Origin of the sequence: Proteus sp. G4415, assembly GCF_963896075.1 — a bacterium.
In the GTDB taxonomy this organism is placed as follows: Bacteria; Pseudomonadota; Gammaproteobacteria; order Enterobacterales; family Enterobacteriaceae; genus Proteus; species Proteus mirabilis.
The window spans coordinates 1-21,675 of record NZ_CAWQOK010000163.1; the positions used below are offsets into that span (position 1 = coordinate 1).

The following is a 21,675-nucleotide window of genomic DNA, read 5'->3' on the forward strand; positions in this document are numbered from 1 at the left end:
CACATAACACGTATCTCTTAGGTAAGGAGGTGATCCAACCGCAGGTTCCCCTACGGTTACCTTGTTACGACTTCACCCCAGTCATGAATCACAAAGTGGTAAGCGCCCTCCCGAAGGTTAAGCTACCTACTTCTTTTGCAACCCACTCCCATGGTGTGACGGGCGGTGTGTACAAGGCCCGGGAACGTATTCACCGTAGCATTCTGATCTACGATTACTAGCGATTCCGACTTCATGGAGTCGAGTTGCAGACTCCAATCCGGACTACGACAGACTTTATGAGTTCCGCTTGCTCTCGCGAGGTCGCTTCTCTTTGTATCTGCCATTGTAGCACGTGTGTAGCCCTACTCGTAAGGGCCATGATGACTTGACGTCATCCCCACCTTCCTCCGGTTTATCACCGGCAGTCTCCTTTGAGTTCCCACCATTACGTGCTGGCAACAAAGGATAAGGGTTGCGCTCGTTGCGGGACTTAACCCAACATTTCACAACACGAGCTGACGACAGCCATGCAGCACCTGTCTCAGCGTTCCCGAAGGCACTCCTCTATCTCTAAAGGATTCGCTGGATGTCAAGAGTAGGTAAGGTTCTTCGCGTTGCATCGAATTAAACCACATGCTCCACCGCTTGTGCGGGCCCCCGTCAATTCATTTGAGTTTTAACCTTGCGGCCGTACTCCCCAGGCGGTCGATTTAACGCGTTAGCTCCAGAAGCCACGGTTCAAGACCACAACCTCTAAATCGACATCGTTTACAGCGTGGACTACCAGGGTATCTAATCCTGTTTGCTCCCCACGCTTTCGCACCTGAGCGTCAGTCTTTGTCCAGGGGGCCGCCTTCGCCACCGGTATTCCTCCACATCTCTACGCATTTCACCGCTACACATGGAATTCTACCCCCCTCTACAAGACTCTAGCCAACCAGTTTCAGATGCAATTCCCAAGTTAAGCTCGGGGCTTTCACATCTGACTTAATTGACCGCCTGCGTGCGCTTTACGCCCAGTAATTCCGATTAACGCTTGCACCCTCCGTATTACCGCGGCTGCTGGCACGGAGTTAGCCGGTGCTTCTTCTGCGGGTAACGTCAATTGATAAGGGTATTAACCTTATCACCTTCCTCCCCGCTGAAAGTACTTTACAACCCTAAGGCCTTCTTCATACACGCGGCATGGCTGCATCAGGCTTGCGCCCATTGTGCAATATTCCCCACTGCTGCCTCCCGTAGGAGTCTGGGCCGTGTCTCAGTCCCAGTGTGGCTGATCATCCTCTCAGACCAGCTAGAGATCGTCGCCTAGGTGAGCCTTTACCCCACCTACTAGCTAATCCCATATGGGTTCATCCGATAGTGCAAGGTCCGAAGAGCCCCTGCTTTGGTCCGTAGACATTATGCGGTATTAGCCACCGTTTCCAGTAGTTATCCCCCTCTATCGGGCAGATCCCCATACATTACTCACCCGTCCGCCGCTCGTCAGCAAGAAAGCAAGCTTTCTCCTGTTACCGCTCGACTTGCATGTGTTAGGCCTGCCGCCAGCGTTCAATCTGAGCCATGATCAAACTCTTCAATTAAAAGTGTTTGATGCTCAAAGAAATCGAAAACTTAGCTTATTCATTATATGAATTAACTTGTTAGTCACTCTTCAAGACTTGATACATCTAATTTTTTAGAAGATATCGTCTCTGCGAGTGCCCACACAGATTGTCTGATAATTTGTTAAAGAGCAGTGCAACTGTCGCTGCCGTTTCCGGTCTTCTGCGTTGTTGCGAGGAGGTGCATTCTACATCTTCCTCATTCAGTGTCAAGCGCTAATTTATTAGGCTTTTCACTTTTTATTTTGTTCTCTCAGCCAGTTCGCTTAGCGCCCTGTGCCGTGACAACGAGGACGCATTATAGGGAGTTTTCTGAGGCTGGCAATAGTTTTTTTAAGAAAAAAATTCGTTTGCTTAATTCCACAGCAAAACCCTTAGTTATACGCAGTTATCAACAATTTTATCCACAAGCCATCTTTTCCCACAAATTTAGCATGTCAAACGCAAACGTTTGCGTTATTATAATACCCAAATGAGTGAGATTGATTTTGTCTTCATCTTCTGAAATGTTAGTGGTGCAAACACAATTTCACTGTATCAACGTGACTTTTCATCACAATGACTACTGTTATACAAAAACCCAAGGGATAAAACTCATGCAACACCTTCGTCCTATCCGCCGTGCTCTTTTAAGTGTGTCTGATAAAGCAGGTATTTTAGAATTTGCGAAAGCGCTTGTAGAAAGAAATGTAGAACTTTTATCAACAGGAGGGACAGCGCGTCTATTAGCAGAAGCTGGCTTACCCGTCATAGAAGTCTCTGACTACACCGGTTTTCCAGAAATGATGGATGGTCGTGTAAAAACACTTCACCCTAAAGTACATGGTGGTATTTTAGGACGTCGTGGACAAGATGATACCATTATGGAGGAGCATGATATTCGTCCTATCGACATGGTTGTTGTCAATCTTTATCCCTTTGCTAAAACAGTAGCTCGTCCCGATTGCTCATTAGCAGATGCTGTTGAGAATATTGATATTGGTGGTCCTACCATGGTTCGTTCCGCAGCAAAGAATCATAAAGACGTCACCATTGTGGTTAATAGCAATGACTATGAAAAAGTGATTGAAGAAATGGACAATCACCAAAACAGTCTGACTTTAGATACACGTTTTGATTTAGCCATTAAAGCCTTTGAGCATACCGCAGCTTATGACAGTATGATTGCGAACTACTTTGGCCAAAAAGTTGCACCTTATTATGGTGATACTTCACAACCATCAGGAACCTTCCCTCGTACCTTAAATCTTAACTATATAAAGAAACAAGATATGCGTTATGGTGAGAATGCTCATCAGCAAGCGGCTTTCTATATAGAAGAGAATATTGAAGAAGCCTCTATCGCAACAGCAAATCAATTACAAGGTAAAGCACTCTCTTATAACAATATTGCCGATACTGATGCTGCATTGGAATGCGTGAAATCATTTTCCGAACCAGCTTGTGTTATCGTGAAACATGCAAACCCTTGTGGCGTTGCTATTGCGGACACCCTCACACAAGCATATGACAATGCATTTAAAACTGATCCAACTTCTGCATTTGGCGGTATTATCGCTTTCAATAGAAGCTTAGATGCAAAAACAGCAAGTGCCGTTATAGAGCGTCAATTTGTCGAAGTCATTATCGCGCCTTCTATTAATGAAGATGCTCTACCTATTTTAGCAACCAAACCTAATGTTCGTGTATTAGCCTGTGGTGAATGGCAAGAAGCTAAACCTGCACTTGATTTCAAACGGGTTAACGGGGGCTTATTAGTACAAGATCGTGATTTAGGTATGGTTAAAGAAGAAAACCTAAGGGTTGTCACGCAACGCCAGCCTAGTGAACGAGAATGGAAAGATGCGCTATTTTGCTGGAAAGTTGCAAAATTTGTGAAATCCAACGCAATTGTGTATGCCAAAAATGACATGACGATTGGCATTGGTGCGGGCCAAATGAGCCGAGTCTATTCTGCTAAAATAGCAGGGATTAAAGCGGCTGATGAAGGTTTAGAAGTAGCAGGTTGCGCCATGGCATCTGATGCATTCTTTCCCTTTAGAGATGGTATTGATGCGGCAGCTATGGCCGGTGTAACTTGTGTTATTCAGCCAGGTGGTTCTATTCGTGATGATGAAGTAATTGCAGCAGCTAATGAACACAATATCGCGATGATTTTTACTAACATGCGTCATTTCCGCCATTAATAAGGGATTGCTATGAAAATTTTAATCATTGGTAATGGTGGTCGTGAACATGCACTAGCTTGGAAAGCAGCGCAATCGCCTTTAGCAACCCAAGTGTTTGTTGCCCCTGGTAATGCAGGAACAGCATTAGAACATGGCGTACAAAACGTTGATATTAGTGCCACTGATATTGCCGCATTAGTTGCATTTGCCCAGCAAAATCACATTGATTTAACCATTGTGGGGCCTGAGGCACCATTGGTAATTGGTGTAGTAGATGCGTTCAAACAAGCGGGACTGATGATTTTTGGCCCCACCAAAGGTGCGGCACAACTAGAAGGTTCGAAAGCATTTACAAAAGATTTTTTAGCCCGCCATCATATCCCAACGGCAGCTTATCAAAACTTTACTGAAATAGCGCCTGCACTTGAATATCTCCATAAAGTTGGCACACCTATTGTGATTAAAGCGGATGGCCTAGCTGCGGGTAAAGGTGTCATTGTTGCCATGACACATACCGAAGCAGAAAATGCGATAAAAGATATGTTAGCAGGTAATGCTTTTGGTGATGCAGGACACCGTATTGTTATTGAAGAATTTCTTGATGGAGAAGAAGCCAGTTTTATTGTCATGGTGGATGGTGAAAATGTACTTCCGATGGCAACAAGTCAAGATCATAAGCGCGTCGGTGATGGTGACTCAGGCCCAAACACCGGCGGAATGGGGGCTTATTCTCCTGCACCGGTTGTTACTCCTGAAATCCACCAGCAAGTCATGGATAACATCATTTATCCAACTGTCAAAGGCATGGCTGCCGAAGGACATCGCTATCAAGGTTTTCTTTATGCAGGCTTAATGATTGATAAGCAAGGTATTGCCAAAGTCATTGAGTTTAACTGCCGTTTTGGCGATCCGGAAACGCAACCTATTATGATGCGCATGCAATCAGACTTAGTTGATCTCTGTTTAGCGGGTGCAAAAGGCGAACTAGCTGGTAAAGACTCCATTTGGGATCCCCGCCCCGCTTTAGGTGTTGTAATGGCCGCCGGTGGCTATCCTGATAACTACCGCCAAAATGATATTATTGAGGGACTAACAGCAACATCTTCTTCAACAGCTAAGGTATTTCAAGCAGGAACAAAATTAACGGCTCAAGGTGAAGTTGTTACAGCAGGAGGCCGAGTATTATGTGCAACTGCTTTAGGGGAAGATATCGAACAAGCTCAAAAGAATGCCTATGCTTTAGCCAACAGTATTCACTGGTATGGCTGTTTCTATCGCCATGATATCGGCTATCGTGCCATTGCGCGTTTAAAAAAGTAAGTTAAAACAGCAAAAGGGAGTGATCACAAACTCTCTTTTGTTGGTTCCCATTTACAAAAATCGTGTTCTGCAACCATTAACAACTGGTTACCTTCGGGGGAATCCAACCAAGCAACATAAGCGGGACGAGTTAGATGCTGTGTTCTACGTTTTAGCCAACGTTGTTCTGGTGCTTCAAATGATACATTCACTTTTTCACCCGCACATGTTGTCAATGTATCTTGATACCAGGTTCCTTGAACTAACTTTACCTGACCTATTGCCAATGCCTTACTGATCTCTCGTTCTCGACTGGCTGCAAATACCATTTTTAAACGTTCATCTTCTGTTAATGGGCGCTTTTGTCCTTGATACTCTTGTTGCATAAAGATAACTTCGCCACGTTTATTTAAACGTAAATGCCAAGAGGAAGGATGGGAGGGATTAACGATTTCACTGCGAATTTGCCATAATCTATTTTGGCGGTACTCATAAAAAGTGACAACAGTTTCAGGCTTTTGATAAAAGCTATAGACACTCATAATCACTTGAGGCTCTGATGTTTTGTTATTTAAACGCCAAAGCCGCACAACCCCTTCATCTGCAATATAGCCCGTTGCAGAAAATTCGGGTAGTTGTGGAGAAGAAGAGCAGGCGCTGAGCAAAAAAGAGAACCCTATTGCTAACAGCCCCTGTCGTCTCAACAAAAGGGGAGCAACTCCCCCTCTATTGTTCATTCCGTTCAAAGGAATTATTTTACTGCGTCTTTCAGTGCTTTACCGGCAGTAAATGCAGGAACGTTAGCTGCTGCAATTTTAATTTCTTTGCCAGTTTGAGGGTTACGACCAGTACGCTCTGCACGGTGATTCACTTTGAATGTACCGAAACCAACTAACTGGACAGAATCACCTTCTTTCAGAGCACCTGTTACTGAGTCGATAAACGCTTCAATAGCAGCTTTTGCCTGAGTTTTTGTCAGATCCGCTTTTTCAGCAACTGATTCGGTTAATTCAGCTTTGTTCATAAAATAGTCCTTAAAGTATGTTTTATCGTTTGAAAAACATCTGGTGAAAAAACTTAATTCATCTTTTTTAGAGAGTCAGTTAAGCAAAACACCTGAGCCACTTCTTTTCGTACCCAATGTAGAACATACACGGGGGTAATGTGAAGTCTTTAAACGTCGCTTTTCAAGCACTAAATCACGTTTTTCTGATTTAGTGCGTTAATTCTATACCGATATTGCTCATTCCAGATTCGCGCAGGTCTGTACGCAGACCTTTTATTAGTTCAATATCTCTTTCTTCGCACTCAACAAGTAGGCGATAAATTTCCCATTGAATATCGAACTCTTCAGTGACCGCAGCAAGAGATTTTAATTCTTCTTCAGACATTTCTCTTTCTGCTTGTGTCATTTCAAGTGTAGCAACAGTTCCAACCGAAATTTTGCTCACTTCAATAGCATGACTGAGTGACTCACCACTTAAACGAGAATGAATAAGCTCACTCAGTGCCACACAGGCGTCGATTGCAGGATAGACACCATAAATATCAAACTGAGATGCATCAGGAATAGCTTCTTCTAATTTCTCTAATTGAGAATCAAAATTCACCTTCGCATCTTTTACCGTTAAAGTTTCCCAAACTAGATCGAGAATACGACGATACAGGGTTGGATCAGTAAATCCTGTTTCGCGACAAAATACCTGATAATTTGGATACATTCTCTCACACAGGCACGCCATAAACGTTAAGTGTTGCCAACTTTCAAGCTTTTCTAAACGTAAATGGATTGGGTTCTTCAACATTAGTGATTACTCATTTTCTTAACTTAGCCGCAGTTTACCTGAAAATTGAAAATATCCACATATTTACCGCCGATTTAGAGCTTATTCTTATTCAATTGCTCAAATAATCGCCTATTTGAGGCAATACCATCGGCCCAACGAGTCGGTTCAGGTAATCGATATCCATTTATACAACGTTTTACCCACGCTAATGCACTCTCCATACTCACTTTATAGCCTGGAGAAATATATAAAGGTTTACATCTTTTTTTACTACGATAAATCCAACCTAACTGCTCATCCTTATCCATTAATTTTTCCGTACTTCCTACATCGTCGTCTAATTTTTTATCATCACCACATAAACGACTTTTTGCCACACCGATGGTTGGAATATCGGCTAAGAGTCCAAAATGACTTGCCACCCCTAACCGTCTAGGATGTGCGATCCCTTGACCATCAACAAAAACAAGTTGCGGTTTTTGCTTAATGCCCTGCCAAGCTTCTAATAACGCGGGACACTCACGGAATGAAAGGAGTCCGGGAATATAAGGTAGTAATGTTGCAATACGGGCTATTTGATATTCAACAATTTCAAAGGAGGGATAATGCATAATAACAATAGCGGCACGAGTGACCGCACCGCTATTTTCAAATCCGACATCGGCACCTGCAATATAAGTTGGTGCCATAAATTGGTCGGTTAAGATAATCTGTTGAGCTTTCTCTGTCTGCTCTTGACGTAATTGCTGAGTATTAATCATTATCCTGATGATAAGGCTTCGATAGACGGTGAACCGCATCAATAAATGCTCCAGCATGCGCTGGTGGAACATCTTGATGAATACCGTGCCCAAGATTAAAGACATGACCAGTACCTTTGCCAAAGCCAGCTAAAATCGTAGCGACTTCTTGTTCTATTCTTGCTGGTGGCGCATACAACATAGAAGGATCCATATTACCTTGTAAGGCAACCTTATCACCGACTCGACGGCGAGCATCTTCGATATCAATCGTCCAATCAAGTCCTAATGCATCACAACCTGTGGCTGCCATCGCTTCTAACCAACGCCCACCACCTTTAGTAAATAAGGTGACCGGAACTTTTCTGCCCTCATTCTCACGAATAAGACCATCAACAATCTTATGCATGTATTGTAATGAGAACAATTGATAATCGCGTCCTGTTAGCACACCTCCCCATGTATCGAAGATCATGATGGATTGTGCCCCTGCTTTAATCTGAGCATTCAAATAAAGGATAACGCTATCCGCCAGTTTATCCAGTAATAGATGCAGAGCTTGTGGCTCGCTATACATCATTTTTTTAATTTTTGTGAACGCCTTACTACTTCCACCTTCAATCATATAAGTAGCTAGTGTCCATGGACTACCTGAAAAACCAATTAATGGCACATTACCTTGCAATGCATGACGAATAGCACGTACCGCATTCATGACATAACCTAGTTCATCTTCCGGATCAGGAATAGGTAATTTTTTTATATCATCAAGGCTATTTATCGGTGTTTTAAAACGAGGACCTTCCCCTGTTTCAAAATACAGACCTAATCCCATCGCATCAGGGATAGTTAAAATATCAGAAAATAGGATAGCGGCATCTAAAGGAAAACGTCTTAAAGGCTGTAAGGTAACTTCGCATGCCAATTCGGTATTTTTGCACAATGAGATGAAGTCTCCCGCCTGTGCTCGTGTTTCCTTGTATTCAGGAAGGTATCTGCCTGCCTGACGCATCATCCAAACAGGGGTGACATCAACAGGTTGGCGCAACAGCGCACGTAAATAGCGGTCGTTTTTCAACTCACTCATGTCTAACTCCATTAATAGTAATAGGGCCGCAAAATAGCGTGTAGTGTAACATGTTGGAAAAATAACAGTTGGCAGGCAACACCTTTATTTAGCTATTTTCTTCATCTTGTCTAATATTCGCTATCGTATCTTCTATTAAACGTCGCGCAATAGTATCAGAAGGTGGTATTTGTGGTAACTCATCATAGCGATACCATGCTGCACTGATTAATTCCGAAGGATCATGTCGTAACTCTCCCCCTGCATAATCGGCAAGAAAACCCATCATAAGAGAATGAGGGAAAGGCCATGGTTGTGAAGAAACATAACGAATATTGCGAATATGAATATGACTTTCTTCAAAAACTTCGCGAGCTACCGCATCTTCTAAGCTTTCCCCTACTTCAACAAAACCAGCTAAAACGGTGTAGAGTGGTGAATGTTTATGCCTAACATGGTGTGCTAATAGAATTTTATCTTTATTACGAATACCAACAATAATACAAGGTGCTATTTGTGGGTAATAACGCTCATGACAGTTATCACATAAACATGCCCATTCACTCTCACTATGGCGCATTTTAGCCCCACAATAGCCACAAAACCGATGAGAACGATAAAATTCAGCAAGTTGAACACCACGACCGACTAATTTAAATAACTTTTCATCTTGAGATGCGATAAGCCTTGGTGAACACATATCGCTTTCCATTTTGTCATAAATCAGCCAGACATTTTCTCCTTGCCATTCCCCAACAATTTTGGCTTGTTTACCCACAAGTCCCCAATCTGTTGCTAAACCAAATGGAAGTTCACCTTTGGGTAACCAAACTCGGCCGCCTAGGCTGACTGTCCACCAGCCTTTTTCACCACCTGTTAGCGTATATAAATGCATAGTAATAATTCTATCTTAGTTAATGATATACAATAGAGGATACTCTCTTTCACAAGAGCCGCTCAATGAATTATGTCGCTACGCCAAAATTCATCTATACCTCCATGGTAAAAATATAAATTATATTTATAAATAAGGTTCACTCGAATGACAAATATAACGAAACATAAGATCGCTATTTTTGATTTAGATGAAACACTGTTAGCCGGAGATTCTAGCTGTTTATGGACAAATTACTTGTGGGAGAAAAAAAGAGTCACTGATCCTGCTTTTTTAGCTTTAGATAAACAAATGATCGCTGACTATTACGCAGAAAGGCTCAATATAAATAAGTACTTACACCAACATTTATCTTATTTTAATCAGCATAATATTGAAGAAATAAATCAATGGGTTACTGATTTTACTCATACCATAATCAAGCCATTGCTCTATCCTCAAGGCATTAATACTATAAACCTATACCGACAACAAAATATCCCCGTTATCATTATCTCTGCAACTATGTCTTTTCTGGTACATGCGATTGCAAAACAACTTAATGCTGATATTTCTATGGGCATTGATATGCAGATAAAAAATAATCATTATACAGGCCATATTGAGGGTATTCCTACCTTTAGAGAGGGTAAAGTCACTCGACTCAATCAGTGGAAAGAACAAAACAACATTAATAATTCTTATATTTATTTCTATACTGACTCAGCCAACGATCTCCCTTTATGCTATCAAGCAAATGAGGTTATCACCATTAACGCCGATGAAAGATTAAGCCAAATAGCAACAGAAAAAGAATGGCAACAGTGCTACTGGCAGTTAAATAAATAATCATTATCGGGCTTGTAGTTTTTAAGATCTTTAATATACTGTGGGCATTCTTGTCGGAGTGCCTAGTGTTTATAAGGCTATTTTAAACACAGGCTGAGACCGTTAATTCGGGATCCGCGGAACCTGATCGGGCTAATACCCGCGAAGGGAACAAGAGTCATTCGACCTTTAGATAGCTTCATTGTGTCTATTTTTTACACTCTTATCTGTCGATACTCCCTGCGACCTCCAGACAAGCATTTTTCTCAATATTCACCCGACAAGCCTTGTGCTTGATTGATATTTATTAGGAAATGCTATGTCCAAAAATCAAACTATCTCTATTAAAGATGTTTCGCCCACTGCGAATAAACAGCGCCCACGTAAAGAACAACGCGATGCAGCGCAATCCTTTATTAGCACTATTCAAGGTATTAATTTTCCCAATTCAAAACGTATTTATATCACTGGTACTCGTTCAGATATTCAAGTGCCAATGCGTGAGATCCAACTTGATAAAACCCTGATCGGTGGCTCAAAAGAAGATCCTATTTTTGAAGAGAATGAACCTATTCCAGTCTATGACACTTCAGGGCCTTATGGTGATCCAACTTCTCAACTTGACGTTAATCTTGGCTTAAAAAAAATTCGCCAACCATGGATTGATGCGCGTAATGATACCGAACCTCTTTCACACTTAAGTTCTGATTTCACTCAACAACGCCTTACTGATGCAGGATTAGAACATCTACGCTTTCCGTTAAAACCCAGCCCTAGAAAAGCGCTAAATAATAAGAGAGTGACGCAATTACATTACGCTCGCAAAGGTATTATTACGCCAGAAATGGAATTTATTGCCATTCGAGAAAATATGGGGCGAGAACGTATTCGTAGCGAAGTATTACGCCAACAACATGCCGGATTTAGCTTTGGTGCACATTTACCTGACAATATTACGCCTGAGTTTGTACGCCAAGAAGTTGCCGCCGGCCGTGCCATTATTCCTGCCAATATCAATCACCCAGAATCTGAGCCGATGATTATTGGCCGTAATTTCTTAGTTAAGGTGAATGCTAATATCGGCAACTCTTCGGTTACCTCATCTATCGAAGAAGAAGTAGAAAAACTGATTTGGTCAACACGTTGGGGGGCCGATACCGTGATGGATCTGTCAACTGGACGTTATATCCACGAAACACGTGAATGGATCATCCGTAATAGCCCAGTCCCTATTGGTACTGTTCCTATTTATCAAGCTCTCGAAAAAGTTAACGGTATTGCAGAAGATCTCACTTGGGAAATGTTCCGTGATACTTTATTAGAACAAGCGGAACAAGGGGTAGATTACTTCACTATCCATGCAGGTGTCCTATTACGCTATGTTCCTATGACCGCAAAACGTTTAACGGGCATTGTCTCTCGTGGTGGATCAATTATGGCGAAGTGGTGTTTATCACACCATAAAGAGAATTTCCTCTATACCCACTTCCGGGAGATTTGCGAAATCTGCACCGCTTATGATGTTTCATTATCATTAGGTGATGGTCTAAGACCTGGCTCTATCCAAGATGCTAACGATGAAGCACAGTTCGCTGAATTACATACCTTGGGTGAATTAACAAAGATTGCTTGGGAATATGATGTACAAGTCATGATTGAAGGCCCAGGTCATGTACCAATGCAGATGATACGTCGCAATATGACGGAAGAACTAGAGCATTGTCATGAAGCCCCCTTCTATACATTAGGCCCTCTAACAACTGATATAGCACCGGGCTACGATCATTTTACTTCCGGTATTGGCGCTGCAATGATTGGCTGGTTTGGCTGTGCCATGCTCTGTTATGTCACTCCGAAAGAGCATCTCGGACTCCCCAATAAAGAAGATGTGAAACAAGGTCTTATTACTTATAAAATCGCCGCCCATGCTGCTGATCTTGCCAAAGGACATCCCGGCGCGCAAATTCGTGATAACGCCATGTCTAAAGCCCGTTTTGAGTTTCGATGGGAAGATCAATTTAATCTAGCACTTGATCCTGAAACTGCCCGTCAATATCACGATGAAACCTTACCTCAAGCATCGGGGAAAGTCGCTCACTTCTGCTCTATGTGTGGACCTAAATTCTGCTCAATGAAGATAACACAAGAAGTGCGTGATTATGCAGCAGGTATGGAGCAGATGTCGCAAGCCTTTAAAGCCCATGGTAGTGAGCTATACCACAGTGCAGAAATAGCCAGTTCCGAGGTAGCTGATAATGAACAGATCCTCTAATTCGGCTTTTGCCCCAACCGAAAAAAAGTTGGGGCTTTACCCTGTTGTCGATTCTATTGAATGGGTTGAGCGCCTGTTGAAAATAGGTGTAACAACGATCCAATTACGCATCAAAGATAAACAGCCCAAAGATGTTGAACAAGATATAATCACTGCAATCAAATTAGGTCGTAAGTATAACGCAAGATTATTTATCAATGATTATTGGCAACTCGCCATTAAACATCACGCTTATGGTGTTCATCTTGGACAAGAAGATCTCGACATTGCCGATCTTGATGCTATTAAACAGTCAGGTTTATGCCTTGGTATTTCCACCCATAATGACACTGAACTACAAAGAGCAAAAAGGCTACTTCCCTCTTATATTGCTTTAGGGCATATATTTCCAACGACGACGAAAGATATGCTATCAAAGCCACAAGGTTTAAGAGCACTCAAACATCAAGTAGAACAAACTCATGATTTTCCAACCGTTGCTATTGGCGGGATCTCTCTAGAAAAAGTCTCTGATGTCGTAGCAACTGGCGTTGGTGGAGTTGCTTTAGTGAGTGCAATAACAAAGGCATCAGACTGGCAACAGGTAACACTTAAATTATTAGAATTAGTAGAGGGAAAACCATCATGCTAAATGATAATGATTTTATGCGTTATAGCCGACAAGTGATGTTAGAAGATATAGGCTTAGAAGGGCAAACCAAAATACAGCAAGCCAGAGTATTAATTATTGGCTTAGGTGGGTTAGGCTCTCCAGCATCACTTTATCTAGCAGGGGCTGGAGTGGGTGAACTTATTTTAGTCGATGATGATAATTTGCATGTCTCGAATTTACAGCGTCAAATTCTCTATCGCACTCAAGATATCCCAGATGCAAAATCAGACATCGCCAAACAGGCTCTACTTGCCTTAAATCCTGACATTAAAATCACCACCTATAAACAACGTGTTAATGATGATTTTCTCTCTACGTTGCTTCAAAACATCGATTTAGTTTTAGATTGCACTGATAACATGAGTACTCGCCAAGCAATCAATCGTATCTGTGTTAAACAACAAATACCGCTTATTAGTGGCAGTGCCGTTGGATTTAGTGGTCAGCTGATCGTGTTTGAGCCCCCTTTTATTCATGGTTGTTACCACTGTCTCTATCCTGATAACAAAGAGCCACAACGCAATTGCCAAACAGCTGGAATTCTAGGCCCCGTTGTAGGGGTCATTGGTACTCTGCAGGCACTTGAAGCAATTAAGTTACTTGCAGGTTTACCAAGTACGTTAAGTGGAAAACTACGTCTGTTCGATGGTAGAAAACAAAATTGGAGCACCTTGCGCTTAACACCATCAAAAAACTGTCCTGTTTGTCGAGGGTTAGCATGAATATTACCGTAAATGACGAACGTTATTCTCTGGATATGCCTGTCACGATAAGCCAGCTCCTTATTGAGTTAAAACAACCCTCTATGGGGGTGGCACTCGCTATCAACGACATCATTATTCCGCGTGAAAACTGGAATACACAAATGATCAATGAGGGTGACACAATTCTTCTCTTTCAAGCAATTGCGGGAGGCTGATATGTTGAAAATTGCTGATACTACATTCACATCAAGGTTATTTACTGGTACAGGTAAATTTGCGACACCAACACTCATGGCTGAAGCCATTAAAGCCTCTGGTAGCCAATTAGTGACAATGGCAATGAAGCGTGTTGATTTAAAAAATGGCAATGATGATCTAATCGCCCCTCTTAAATCATTAGGGATAAAATTATTACCTAATACTTCTGGTGCAAAAACAGCACAAGAAGCCGTTTTTGCTGCACGATTAGCAAAAGAGGCCTTTGATACCCATTGGATCAAATTAGAAATTCATCCTGATACCAAATACCTACTTCCTGATCCAATAGAAACACTTAAGGCGGCTGAACTTCTTGTTAAAGAAGGTTTTGTGGTTTTACCTTATTGCAGTGCTGATCCGGTATTATGCCGTCGCTTAGAAGAGGTAGGATGCGCAGCTGTAATGCCGTTAGGTTCACCTATTGGTTCCAATCAAGGTTTACAAACTCGCGATTTTTTGCGGATTATTATTGAACAAACCTCAATACCCGTTGTTGTTGACGCTGGTATTGGCGCACCAAGCCATGCTCTTGAAGCTTTAGAATTGGGTGCAGATGCTGTACTCGTCAACACCGCCATAGCCGTAGCTAAAAATCCAGTTTTAATGGCTCAAGCTTTTAAAGCTGCAATTGATGCTGGAGAGCTTGCTCGACAATCTGGACTGGCTGTACCGACTTCAATAACACATATGCAAGCACAAGCCTCTAGCCCATTAACCCAATATTTAGAGGCTTTCTAATGAAAACATTTTCTGATTATTGGCAACAATTAGATTGGGATGACATCACGTTAAGACTGAATAGTAAAACTTGTGAAGATGTTGAAACTGCTTTATCTCATCATACTTTAACGCTTGATGATTTTATGGCGCTGATCTCCCCTGCTGGCCGACATTATTTAGAGCCAATGGCACAACGTGCCCAGCAACTAACTCGACAACGTTTTGGTAATGTTGTCGGTTTATATGTTCCACTGTACCTCTCTAATTTATGTGCTAATGATTGCACTTATTGTGGCTTTTCAATGAGTAATGCCATCAAGCGCAAAACATTAAATGAAAACGAAATCCTTGCTGAATGTCATAGCATTCGGCAATTAGGTTTTGATAGCCTGCTACTCGTTACAGGAGAGCATCAAAGAAAAGTTGGTATGGATTATTTCCGTCAATATATACCGCTTATTCGCCAGCAGTTCAGTTTATTAATGATGGAAGTACAACCTCTGGCGACAAATGAGTACGCTGAATTAAAAACGCTCGGTATTGATGGTGTAATGGTTTATCAAGAAACCTATCATGAACCCACTTATCAGTTGCATCATCTAAGAGGAAAAAAACAAGATTTTCATTGGCGGTTACAAACCCCTGATAGATTAGGGCAAGCCGGCATTGATAAAATTGGTTTAGGTGCACTAATTGGTTTATCTGACAGATGGCGTACCGATTGTTATATGGTGGCTGAGCATCTGCTATTTTTACAAAAACGTTACTGGAAAAGTCGTTACTCTATCTCCTTTCCTCGTCTACGCCCATGTGCTGGTGGGCTTAATCCTGCATCGGTAATGAGTGAAGCAGAATTAGTTCAGTTGATTTGTGCTTTTCGTATTTTAGCCCCCGATGTTGAGCTTTCCCTTTCAACACGTGAATCGCCTTACTTTCGCGATAATACAGTACCTTTAGCCATCAATAATATCAGCGCTGGCTCTAAAACTCAGCCCGGTGGTTATTCTGATAGTCATGAGGAGTTAGAGCAATTTTCACCTAATGATAATCGTCATGTCAGTGATGTAATTAATGCCCTCAAAACACGAGGATTACAGCCTGTATGGAAAGATTGGGATAACTATTTAGGTCGTTAATAGAGATAAAATAATACCGCGTTTTAATTTATTTTTTTAATAAATATAATCGCGGTTTTATTACATAACACATAGTAATAAATAATTAAAAATAATATCAATACGTTAGATATAACAATAAATTTTTCTTAAAAAGATTAAGTTAACTAACTATTTCATTAAGTTAAAATCAATATTTTAAGTTCTTGTATACTTAAACCAGTTATTCGTTCAATAAATTCTAACTCAACGTTTTCTTTTAATAAGTTTTTTGCTAATTGTATTTGTACTATCTTTTTACCTATTTCTATACCTTCATTTTTACCTATTTCTATACCTTCATTTTTACCTATCTCTATCCCCTCCATTTTTCCTAATTTAAATCCTTTATTTTCTAACCGCCATGCAATATTCATAATCGTCTCTCTATGGTTATCTACTTGTTCAGCTATCTTATTTATGATGGATTCAAAATCCGCCGCATCCATAATTGAGAATAAATATTGTACAACAGCGATAGTGTCTTCATCACTGCAGTTTTTCTGATTTATCGCTTTTGAGAGAAGCATCGCTAACTTATCAAGATCATCGCAACTGTTCACATGTTTCATTGCAATTTCCATTACAGCGGCTTTTCTATGTGTTAATAAAATTTCATCATCAATTGAATTCAAATCAATTAATGCAAAATTATTAAGATAGAGTTGATTTGCCAATGTAGAAAGCGGAAAACAATCTAACCAATTGACAGAAAAAGGATAAGGTTTGCGTTTGCCATGATAAAACAAGATAGGAACAACCAACGGCAAAGATGTGTAACCTTGCTGTAGATGCTGATTCATAGTGCAAAACGCATAGTGCATCATACGCCAAGCGATCATTTTATCTGGTCGAGATTGGTGCTCAATTAAGAAATAAATTGAGATATTCCCCTTTTTGGTTTTCACTGAGTAGAGAATATCTGACATACGAGAACGTAATTTAATATCGATAAAAGAGGAATTTTGTAGCTTTAAAGTTGAAAAATCACAATAGCTTTTTAATTCGTCTGATAAATGGATAAAAAAGAAATCCTTAGCATTACTAATATTCATCATGAAGCGTTTGAATGCAGCATCATGAGAAGAAATTAAAAGAGGTTTATTCATCGCTGACTCCGTGCTAAATGTGGACCGCCAGCTTACAGAAAAAAATGACCTTTTACTTAGTAAAAAATCATCATAAATATCTGAAAAATATAAACTTAATTATTTAACTTACCTATGCAAGTATAAAAAAGAGCAAAAAAATACCCTCGATAACTATCGAGGGTATTTATATTTAAAACTAATGCAGTATCAATTAGTTATTTGATGAACCGCCGAACCCCGCATTCAGCAATTCTGCTAAGTTAGCAGAAGCTTCATCTGCACTGATTGTTGCTTCAGTTTCATCCGTTGGCAGTTGTTGTTGACGACGTTGGATACGATCCTGATGGTACGCAAAACCAGTACCTGCAGGGATCAGACGACCCACAATAACGTTTTCTTTTAAACCACGTAATTCGTCACGTTTACCTGCAACAGCAGCTTCAGTCAGTACGCGTGTTGTTTCTTGGAACGATGCCGCAGAGATGAAAGACTCAGTAGCCAGTGATGCTTTCGTAATACCTAATAGGTCACGAGAGTATGTTGCTGGTACTTTACCTTCTTCCTCTAAAATACGGTTCGAAACTTTAACACGAGCGTATTCAACTTGTTCACCTTCAAGGAATTCAGAACTACCGGCATTTTCGATAGTCACTTTACGTAGCATCTGACGAACGATAACTTCGATGTGTTTATCGTTAATCTTAACCCCTTGTAAACGGTAAACTTCCTGTACTTCATTAGTGATATAGCGAGTAACCGCATGAACACCACGTAAGCGCAGAATGTCATGTGGTGATTCTGGACCATCGGAGATAACATCACCGCGTTCCACAACCTCACCTTCAAATACGTTAAGTTGACGCCATTTAGGGATCATCTCTTCGTATGCATCGCTGCCATCTAATGGAGAAATAACTAAGCGACGTTTACCTTTCGTTTCTTTACCGAAAGAAACAATACCGCTGATTTCAGCAAGGATTGCAGGCTCTTTCGGACGACGAGCTTCAAACAAGTCAGCAACGCGTGGTAGACCACCGGTAATATCTTTAGTACCACCAGATTCTTGAGGAATACGTGCTAACGTATCACCCGCATTAATAGCAACACCATCATCTAATTGAACGATAGCTTTACCTGGCAGGAAGTACTGTGCCGGCATATCTGTATTCGGGATTAATACATCATTACCTTGTGCATCGGTGATGCGCAATGCTGGACGTAAATCTTTACCGCTACCAGTACGCTCTGCAGTATCCAGAACAACCAGTGAAGAAAGACCGGTTAATTCATCCGTTTGACGAGTAATGGTTTGACCATCAACCATATCAGCAAAACGGATAATACCAGAAACCTCACTCACCACAGGCATGGTATGTGGATCCCAGTTAGCAACTGTTTCGCCACCGTTGACAGCTTCGCCATCACCTTTCGATAATTGAGCACCGTAAGGTACTTTATAGCTTTCTTTCGTACGACCGAATTCGTCAATCAGACGTAATTCTGTATTACGAGAAGTAATCACTAACTTACCAGCAGTGTTGGTGATAAATTTCGCATTGATCAATTTCAGAGTACCTTTATTACGTACCTGAATGCTTGATTCTGCTGCCGCACGGGATGCCGCACCACCGATGTGGAACGTACGCATCGTTAACTGTGTACCAGGCTCACCGATTGACTGTGCTGCGATAACACCGATAGCTTCACCTTTGTTGATGATATGACCACGAGCAAGGTCACGACCATAACATTTAGCACATACACCAAAGTCTGTGTCACAGGTTACAACTGAACGAACTTTAACGCTGTCTACTGAGTTTTCTTCTAACAGATCACACAGTTTTTCGTTTAACAGCGTATTACGTGGAACAAGGATATCTGCAGTACCTGGTTTCAGGATATCTTCTGCCGTTACCCGTCCTAATACACGCTCACGCAGTGGCTCTTTAACATCTCCACCTTCAATGACCGGAGTCATCATTACACCTTCGGTTGTACCACAGTCGCTTTCTGTTACGACAAGGTCTTGTGCAACGTCAACTAAACGACGAGTCAAGTAACCGGAGTTTGCTGTTTTCAGTGCGGTATCCGCCAAACCTTTACGAGCACCGTGGGTTGAGATGAAGTACTGGAGTACGTTCAGACCTTCACGGAAGTTCGCAGTGATTGGGGTTTCGATAATGGAGCCATCTGGCTTAGCCATCAGACCACGCATACCCGCTAACTGACGGATCTGAGCTGCAGAACCACGAGCACCGGAGTCAGCCATCATAAAGATGCTGTTGAAGGAAACTTGTTGTTCTTCTTCACCATCACGGTTGATCACAGTTTCTGTAGACAGATTTTCCATCATCGCTTTAGCGACGCGTTCATTCGCAGCAGCCCAAATATCGATGACTTTGTTGTAACGTTCACCCGCTGTTACCAGACCGGATTGGAACTGTTCCTGAATTTCTGCAACTTCTGCTTCTGCCTCGGCAATGATCTCTGCTTTTTTCGCAGGGATAACCATGTCATCGATACCTACTGAAGCACCAGAACGTGCTGCGTAAGCAAAACCGGTATACATGATTTGGTCAGCAAAAATAACTGTTGGCTTTAAGCCCATTACGCGGTAGCAGGTATTCAGCATTTTAGAAATAGCTTTTTTACCTAATGGTTGGTTAACCAGTGCGTAAGGTAGGCCTTTTGGTACAATCATCCATAAAATAGCACGACCAACTGTAGTGTCTTTTAAGCTAGTTTCAGTGGTGATATTACCTTCGCCATCTTTGATCTCTTCAGTGATACGTACTTTAACACGCGCGTGTAAAGAGGCTAAACCTGCGCGATAAACGCGTTCAGCTTCTTTCGGACCACTTAACACCATGCCTTCACCTTTGGCATTGATGCAATCACGAGTCATGTAGTAAAGACCTAATACCACGTCCTGTGAAGGAACGATAATTGGGTCACCACTTGCTGGAGACAGAATATTGTTAGTTGACATCATCAACGCGCGAGCTTCTAACTGCGCTTCTAATGTCAATGGAACGTGAACCGCCATTTGGTCACCATCGAAGTCGGCGTTATATGCCGCACAAACGAGTGGGTGTAACTGAATAGCTTTACCTTCAATCAGGATTGGTTCAAACGCCTGTATACCTAAACGGTGAAGTGTCGGTGCACGGTTTAGCATAACTGGGTGTTCACGGATAACTTCATCTAAGATATCCCAAACTACCGCTTCTTCACGCTCAACCATTTTTTTAGCGGCTTTAATTGTTGTCGCTAAACCACGGGTTTCCAGTTTTCCGTAAATAAATGGTTTGAATAATTCAAGTGCCATTTTTTTCGGCAGACCACACTGATGCAGACGCAGGTATGGACCAACGGTGATTACAGAACGACCAGAATAGTCAACACGTTTACCTAACAGGTTTTGACGGAAACGACCTTGTTTACCTTTGATCATATCAGCCAAAGATTTCAGAGGACGTTTGTTAGAGCCTGTAATTGCACGACCGCGACGACCGTTATCTAATAACGCATCAACAGACTCTTGTAACATACGTTTTTCGTTACGTACGATAATGTCTGGAGCTGCTAAATCTAGCAGGCGTTTTAAACGGTTATTACGGTTGATAACGCGACGATATAAATCGTTCAAGTCAGAAGTCGCAAAACGACCACCATCAAGTGGAACCAGTGGACGTAAGTCTGGTGGTAACACTGGCAGTACAGTTAAGATCATCCACTCAGGTTTATTGCCTGATTGCATGAATGCTTCAAGTAACTTGATACGTTTAGTCAGTTTCTTACGTTTAGTTTCAGAGTTAGTCTCATTTAACTCTTCACGTAGCGTTTCACACTCTTGTTCCAGATCCATGCTCTGTAACAAGTTCTGAACAGCTTCAGCACCCATCTTCGCATCAAATTCATCACCGAATTCTTCTAATGCATCGAGGTATTGCTCTTCTGTTAAGATTTGGCCACGTTCAAGGCTGGTCATACCGCCTTCAACAACAACATAAGATTCAAAATACAGTACACGTTCAATATCGCGCAGTGGCATATCCAACAGCAGACCGATACGGGACGGCAGTGATTTCAAGAACCAGATGTGCGCCACTGGAGAAGCTAATTCGATGTGACCCATACGTTCACGACGAACTTTAGTTTGTGTGACTTCAACGCCACACTTCTCACAGATAACACCACGGTGTTTTAAACGTTTGTATTTACCACACAAACATTCGTAATCTTTTACTGGTCCGAAAATACGGGCACAGAAAAGGCCGTCACGTTCTGGTTTGAACGTACGGTAATTAATTGTTTCTGGCTTTTTAACTTCACCAAATGACCATGAACGGATCATATCAGGTGATGCCAGAGCAATTTTGATCGCATCAAACTCTTCGGTCTTGGTTTGCGCTTTCAGAAACTTTAATAAGTCTTTCACGAAATGGCTCCTGTCGGAGTTAGACCTGCCAGGCA

General features: G+C 41.7%; 17 protein-coding genes, 1 rRNA gene and 1 riboswitch. Of the genes, 9 read left to right on the forward strand and 9 right to left on the reverse strand.

The window, feature by feature from the left end; genetic code table 11:
• Positions 1-22 precede the first annotated feature (22 nt).
• Positions 23-1,565: ribosomal RNA gene (locus AACU95_RS17560) — 16S ribosomal RNA — on the reverse strand.
• Between the two features lie 617 nt (positions 1,566-2,182).
• On the opposite strand from AACU95_RS17560, the gene purH reads away from it, so the two are divergent.
• Entirely contained in the window at positions 2,183-3,772 is a 1,590-nt protein-coding gene (gene purH / locus AACU95_RS17565) for a bifunctional phosphoribosylaminoimidazolecarboxamide formyltransferase/IMP cyclohydrolase (RefSeq protein WP_004250094.1), read from the forward strand.
• Positions 3,773-3,784: 12 nt separating this feature from the next.
• A complete protein-coding gene (purD, locus tag AACU95_RS17570) occupies positions 3,785-5,074 on the forward strand; it encodes a phosphoribosylamine--glycine ligase (RefSeq protein ID WP_049217003.1) in 1,290 nt (429 codons plus the stop codon).
• Between the two features lie 23 nt (positions 5,075-5,097).
• Here purD and AACU95_RS17575 read toward each other — a convergent pair whose 3' ends face one another.
• The 6 genes from AACU95_RS17575 to nudC all read right to left on the reverse strand — a co-directional run bounded on the left by AACU95_RS17575 (position 5,098) and on the right by nudC (position 9,541).
• The gene (locus tag AACU95_RS17575) at positions 5,098-5,790 is read right to left on the reverse strand and encodes a DUF1481 domain-containing protein (RefSeq protein ID WP_004246923.1); all 693 of its coding nucleotides are present in this window, start codon (positions 5,788-5,790) and stop codon (positions 5,098-5,100) included.
• A gap of 14 nt (positions 5,791-5,804) precedes the next feature.
• Positions 5,805-6,077 (reverse strand): HU family DNA-binding protein, encoded by a 273-nt coding sequence (locus AACU95_RS17580; protein WP_004246922.1) that lies wholly within the window; start codon positions 6,075-6,077, stop codon positions 5,805-5,807.
• Between the two features lie 190 nt (positions 6,078-6,267).
• Positions 6,268-6,858 (reverse strand): YjaG family protein, encoded by a 591-nt coding sequence (locus AACU95_RS17585; protein WP_004246921.1) that lies wholly within the window; start codon positions 6,856-6,858, stop codon positions 6,268-6,270.
• A gap of 74 nt (positions 6,859-6,932) precedes the next feature.
• Positions 6,933-7,601 (reverse strand): deoxyribonuclease V, encoded by a 669-nt coding sequence (gene nfi / locus AACU95_RS17590; RefSeq protein ID WP_004246920.1) that lies wholly within the window; start codon positions 7,599-7,601, stop codon positions 6,933-6,935.
• Positions 7,594-8,667, reverse strand: coding sequence for a uroporphyrinogen decarboxylase (gene hemE / locus AACU95_RS17595; RefSeq protein ID WP_004249140.1), 1,074 nt, complete (start codon positions 8,665-8,667; stop codon positions 7,594-7,596). The genes nfi and hemE overlap by 8 nt, the downstream gene beginning before the upstream one ends.
• Before the next feature lie 88 nt (positions 8,668-8,755).
• Positions 8,756-9,541, reverse strand: coding sequence for an NAD(+) diphosphatase (gene nudC / locus AACU95_RS17600; RefSeq protein ID WP_004246918.1), 786 nt, complete (start codon positions 9,539-9,541; stop codon positions 8,756-8,758).
• A 147-nt stretch (positions 9,542-9,688) separates the two neighbouring features.
• Between nudC and AACU95_RS17605 the strand changes: the two genes are divergently transcribed.
• The 7 genes from AACU95_RS17605 (at position 9,689) to thiH (ending at position 16,090) form a co-directional block, all read left to right on the forward strand.
• Positions 9,689-10,369 carry an HAD family hydrolase gene (locus AACU95_RS17605; RefSeq protein ID WP_004246917.1) on the forward strand — a complete coding sequence of 227 codons (681 nt, stop codon included), beginning with the start codon at positions 9,689-9,691 and terminating at the stop codon, positions 10,367-10,369.
• 44 nt (positions 10,370-10,413) lie between these two features.
• A riboswitch (TPP riboswitch) is annotated at positions 10,414-10,536 on the forward strand.
• A 131-nt stretch (positions 10,537-10,667) separates the two neighbouring features.
• Positions 10,668-12,620: a phosphomethylpyrimidine synthase ThiC gene (gene thiC, locus AACU95_RS17610; protein WP_004246916.1), complete on the forward strand. Its 1,953-nt coding sequence runs from the start codon at positions 10,668-10,670 to the stop codon at positions 12,618-12,620.
• Positions 12,604-13,251, forward strand: coding sequence for a thiamine phosphate synthase (thiE, locus tag AACU95_RS17615; protein WP_141192096.1), 648 nt, complete (start codon positions 12,604-12,606; stop codon positions 13,249-13,251). The genes thiC and thiE overlap by 17 nt, the downstream gene beginning before the upstream one ends.
• Positions 13,245-13,994 (forward strand): HesA/MoeB/ThiF family protein, encoded by a 750-nt coding sequence (locus tag AACU95_RS17620; protein WP_004246914.1) that lies wholly within the window; start codon positions 13,245-13,247, stop codon positions 13,992-13,994. Before thiE ends, AACU95_RS17620 begins: the two co-directional genes overlap by 7 nt.
• On the forward strand, positions 13,991-14,191 hold the full coding sequence (thiS, locus tag AACU95_RS17625; RefSeq protein ID WP_004250087.1) for a sulfur carrier protein ThiS: 201 nt from the start codon (positions 13,991-13,993) through the stop codon (positions 14,189-14,191). Before AACU95_RS17620 ends, thiS begins: the two co-directional genes overlap by 4 nt.
• 1 nt (position 14,192) lies before the next feature.
• Positions 14,193-14,972: a thiazole synthase gene (locus AACU95_RS17630; RefSeq protein ID WP_012368506.1), complete on the forward strand. Its 780-nt coding sequence runs from the start codon at positions 14,193-14,195 to the stop codon at positions 14,970-14,972.
• Positions 14,972-16,090 (forward strand): 2-iminoacetate synthase ThiH, encoded by a 1,119-nt coding sequence (gene thiH, locus AACU95_RS17635; RefSeq protein WP_004246910.1) that lies wholly within the window; start codon positions 14,972-14,974, stop codon positions 16,088-16,090. Before AACU95_RS17630 ends, thiH begins: the two co-directional genes overlap by 1 nt.
• Positions 16,091-16,248: 158 nt before the next feature.
• Here the strand turns inward: thiH and AACU95_RS17640 are convergent, their stop codons facing one another.
• Both AACU95_RS17640 and rpoC read right to left on the reverse strand, forming a co-directional pair.
• On the reverse strand, positions 16,249-17,217 hold the full coding sequence (locus AACU95_RS17640) for an Rpn family recombination-promoting nuclease/putative transposase (RefSeq protein ID WP_012368507.1): 969 nt from the start codon (positions 17,215-17,217) through the stop codon (positions 16,249-16,251).
• A 193-nt stretch (positions 17,218-17,410) separates the two neighbouring features.
• Positions 17,411-21,640, reverse strand: a complete 4,230-nt coding sequence (gene rpoC, locus AACU95_RS17645; RefSeq protein ID WP_004246908.1) for a DNA-directed RNA polymerase subunit beta' — start codon at positions 21,638-21,640, stop codon at positions 17,411-17,413.
• Positions 21,641-21,675: the final 35 nt, after the last annotated feature.

What these genes read in the sequence shown, in the direction of transcription:
- purD (WP_049217003.1), top strand. Translation starts at nt 3,785, where the DNA reads ATGAAAATTTTAATCATTGGTAATGGTGGTCGTGAACATGCACTAGCT.
- AACU95_RS17630 (WP_012368506.1), top strand. Translation starts at nt 14,193, where the DNA reads ATGTTGAAAATTGCTGATACTACATTCACATCAAGGTTATTTACTGGT.
- thiS (WP_004250087.1), top strand. Translation starts at nt 13,991, where the DNA reads ATGAATATTACCGTAAATGACGAACGTTATTCTCTGGATATGCCTGTC.
- thiE (WP_141192096.1), top strand. Translation starts at nt 12,604, where the DNA reads ATGAACAGATCCTCTAATTCGGCTTTTGCCCCAACCGAAAAAAAGTTG.
- AACU95_RS17605 (WP_004246917.1), top strand. Translation starts at nt 9,689, where the DNA reads ATGACAAATATAACGAAACATAAGATCGCTATTTTTGATTTAGATGAA.
- thiH (WP_004246910.1), top strand. Translation starts at nt 14,972, where the DNA reads ATGAAAACATTTTCTGATTATTGGCAACAATTAGATTGGGATGACATC.
- AACU95_RS17620 (WP_004246914.1), top strand. Translation starts at nt 13,245, where the DNA reads ATGCTAAATGATAATGATTTTATGCGTTATAGCCGACAAGTGATGTTA.
- nfi (WP_004246920.1), bottom strand. Translation starts at nt 7,601, where the DNA reads ATGATTAATACTCAGCAATTACGTCAAGAGCAGACAGAGAAAGCTCAA.
- AACU95_RS17640 (WP_012368507.1), bottom strand. Translation starts at nt 17,217, where the DNA reads ATGAATAAACCTCTTTTAATTTCTTCTCATGATGCTGCATTCAAACGC.
- nudC (WP_004246918.1), bottom strand. Translation starts at nt 9,541, where the DNA reads ATGCATTTATATACGCTAACAGGTGGTGAAAAAGGCTGGTGGACAGTC.
- thiC (WP_004246916.1), top strand. Translation starts at nt 10,668, where the DNA reads ATGTCCAAAAATCAAACTATCTCTATTAAAGATGTTTCGCCCACTGCG.
- hemE (WP_004249140.1), bottom strand. Translation starts at nt 8,667, where the DNA reads ATGAGTGAGTTGAAAAACGACCGCTATTTACGTGCGCTGTTGCGCCAA.
- AACU95_RS17580 (WP_004246922.1), bottom strand. Translation starts at nt 6,077, where the DNA reads ATGAACAAAGCTGAATTAACCGAATCAGTTGCTGAAAAAGCGGATCTG.
- AACU95_RS17585 (WP_004246921.1), bottom strand. Translation starts at nt 6,858, where the DNA reads ATGTTGAAGAACCCAATCCATTTACGTTTAGAAAAGCTTGAAAGTTGG.
- AACU95_RS17575 (WP_004246923.1), bottom strand. Translation starts at nt 5,790, where the DNA reads ATGAACAATAGAGGGGGAGTTGCTCCCCTTTTGTTGAGACGACAGGGG.
- purH (WP_004250094.1), top strand. Translation starts at nt 2,183, where the DNA reads ATGCAACACCTTCGTCCTATCCGCCGTGCTCTTTTAAGTGTGTCTGAT.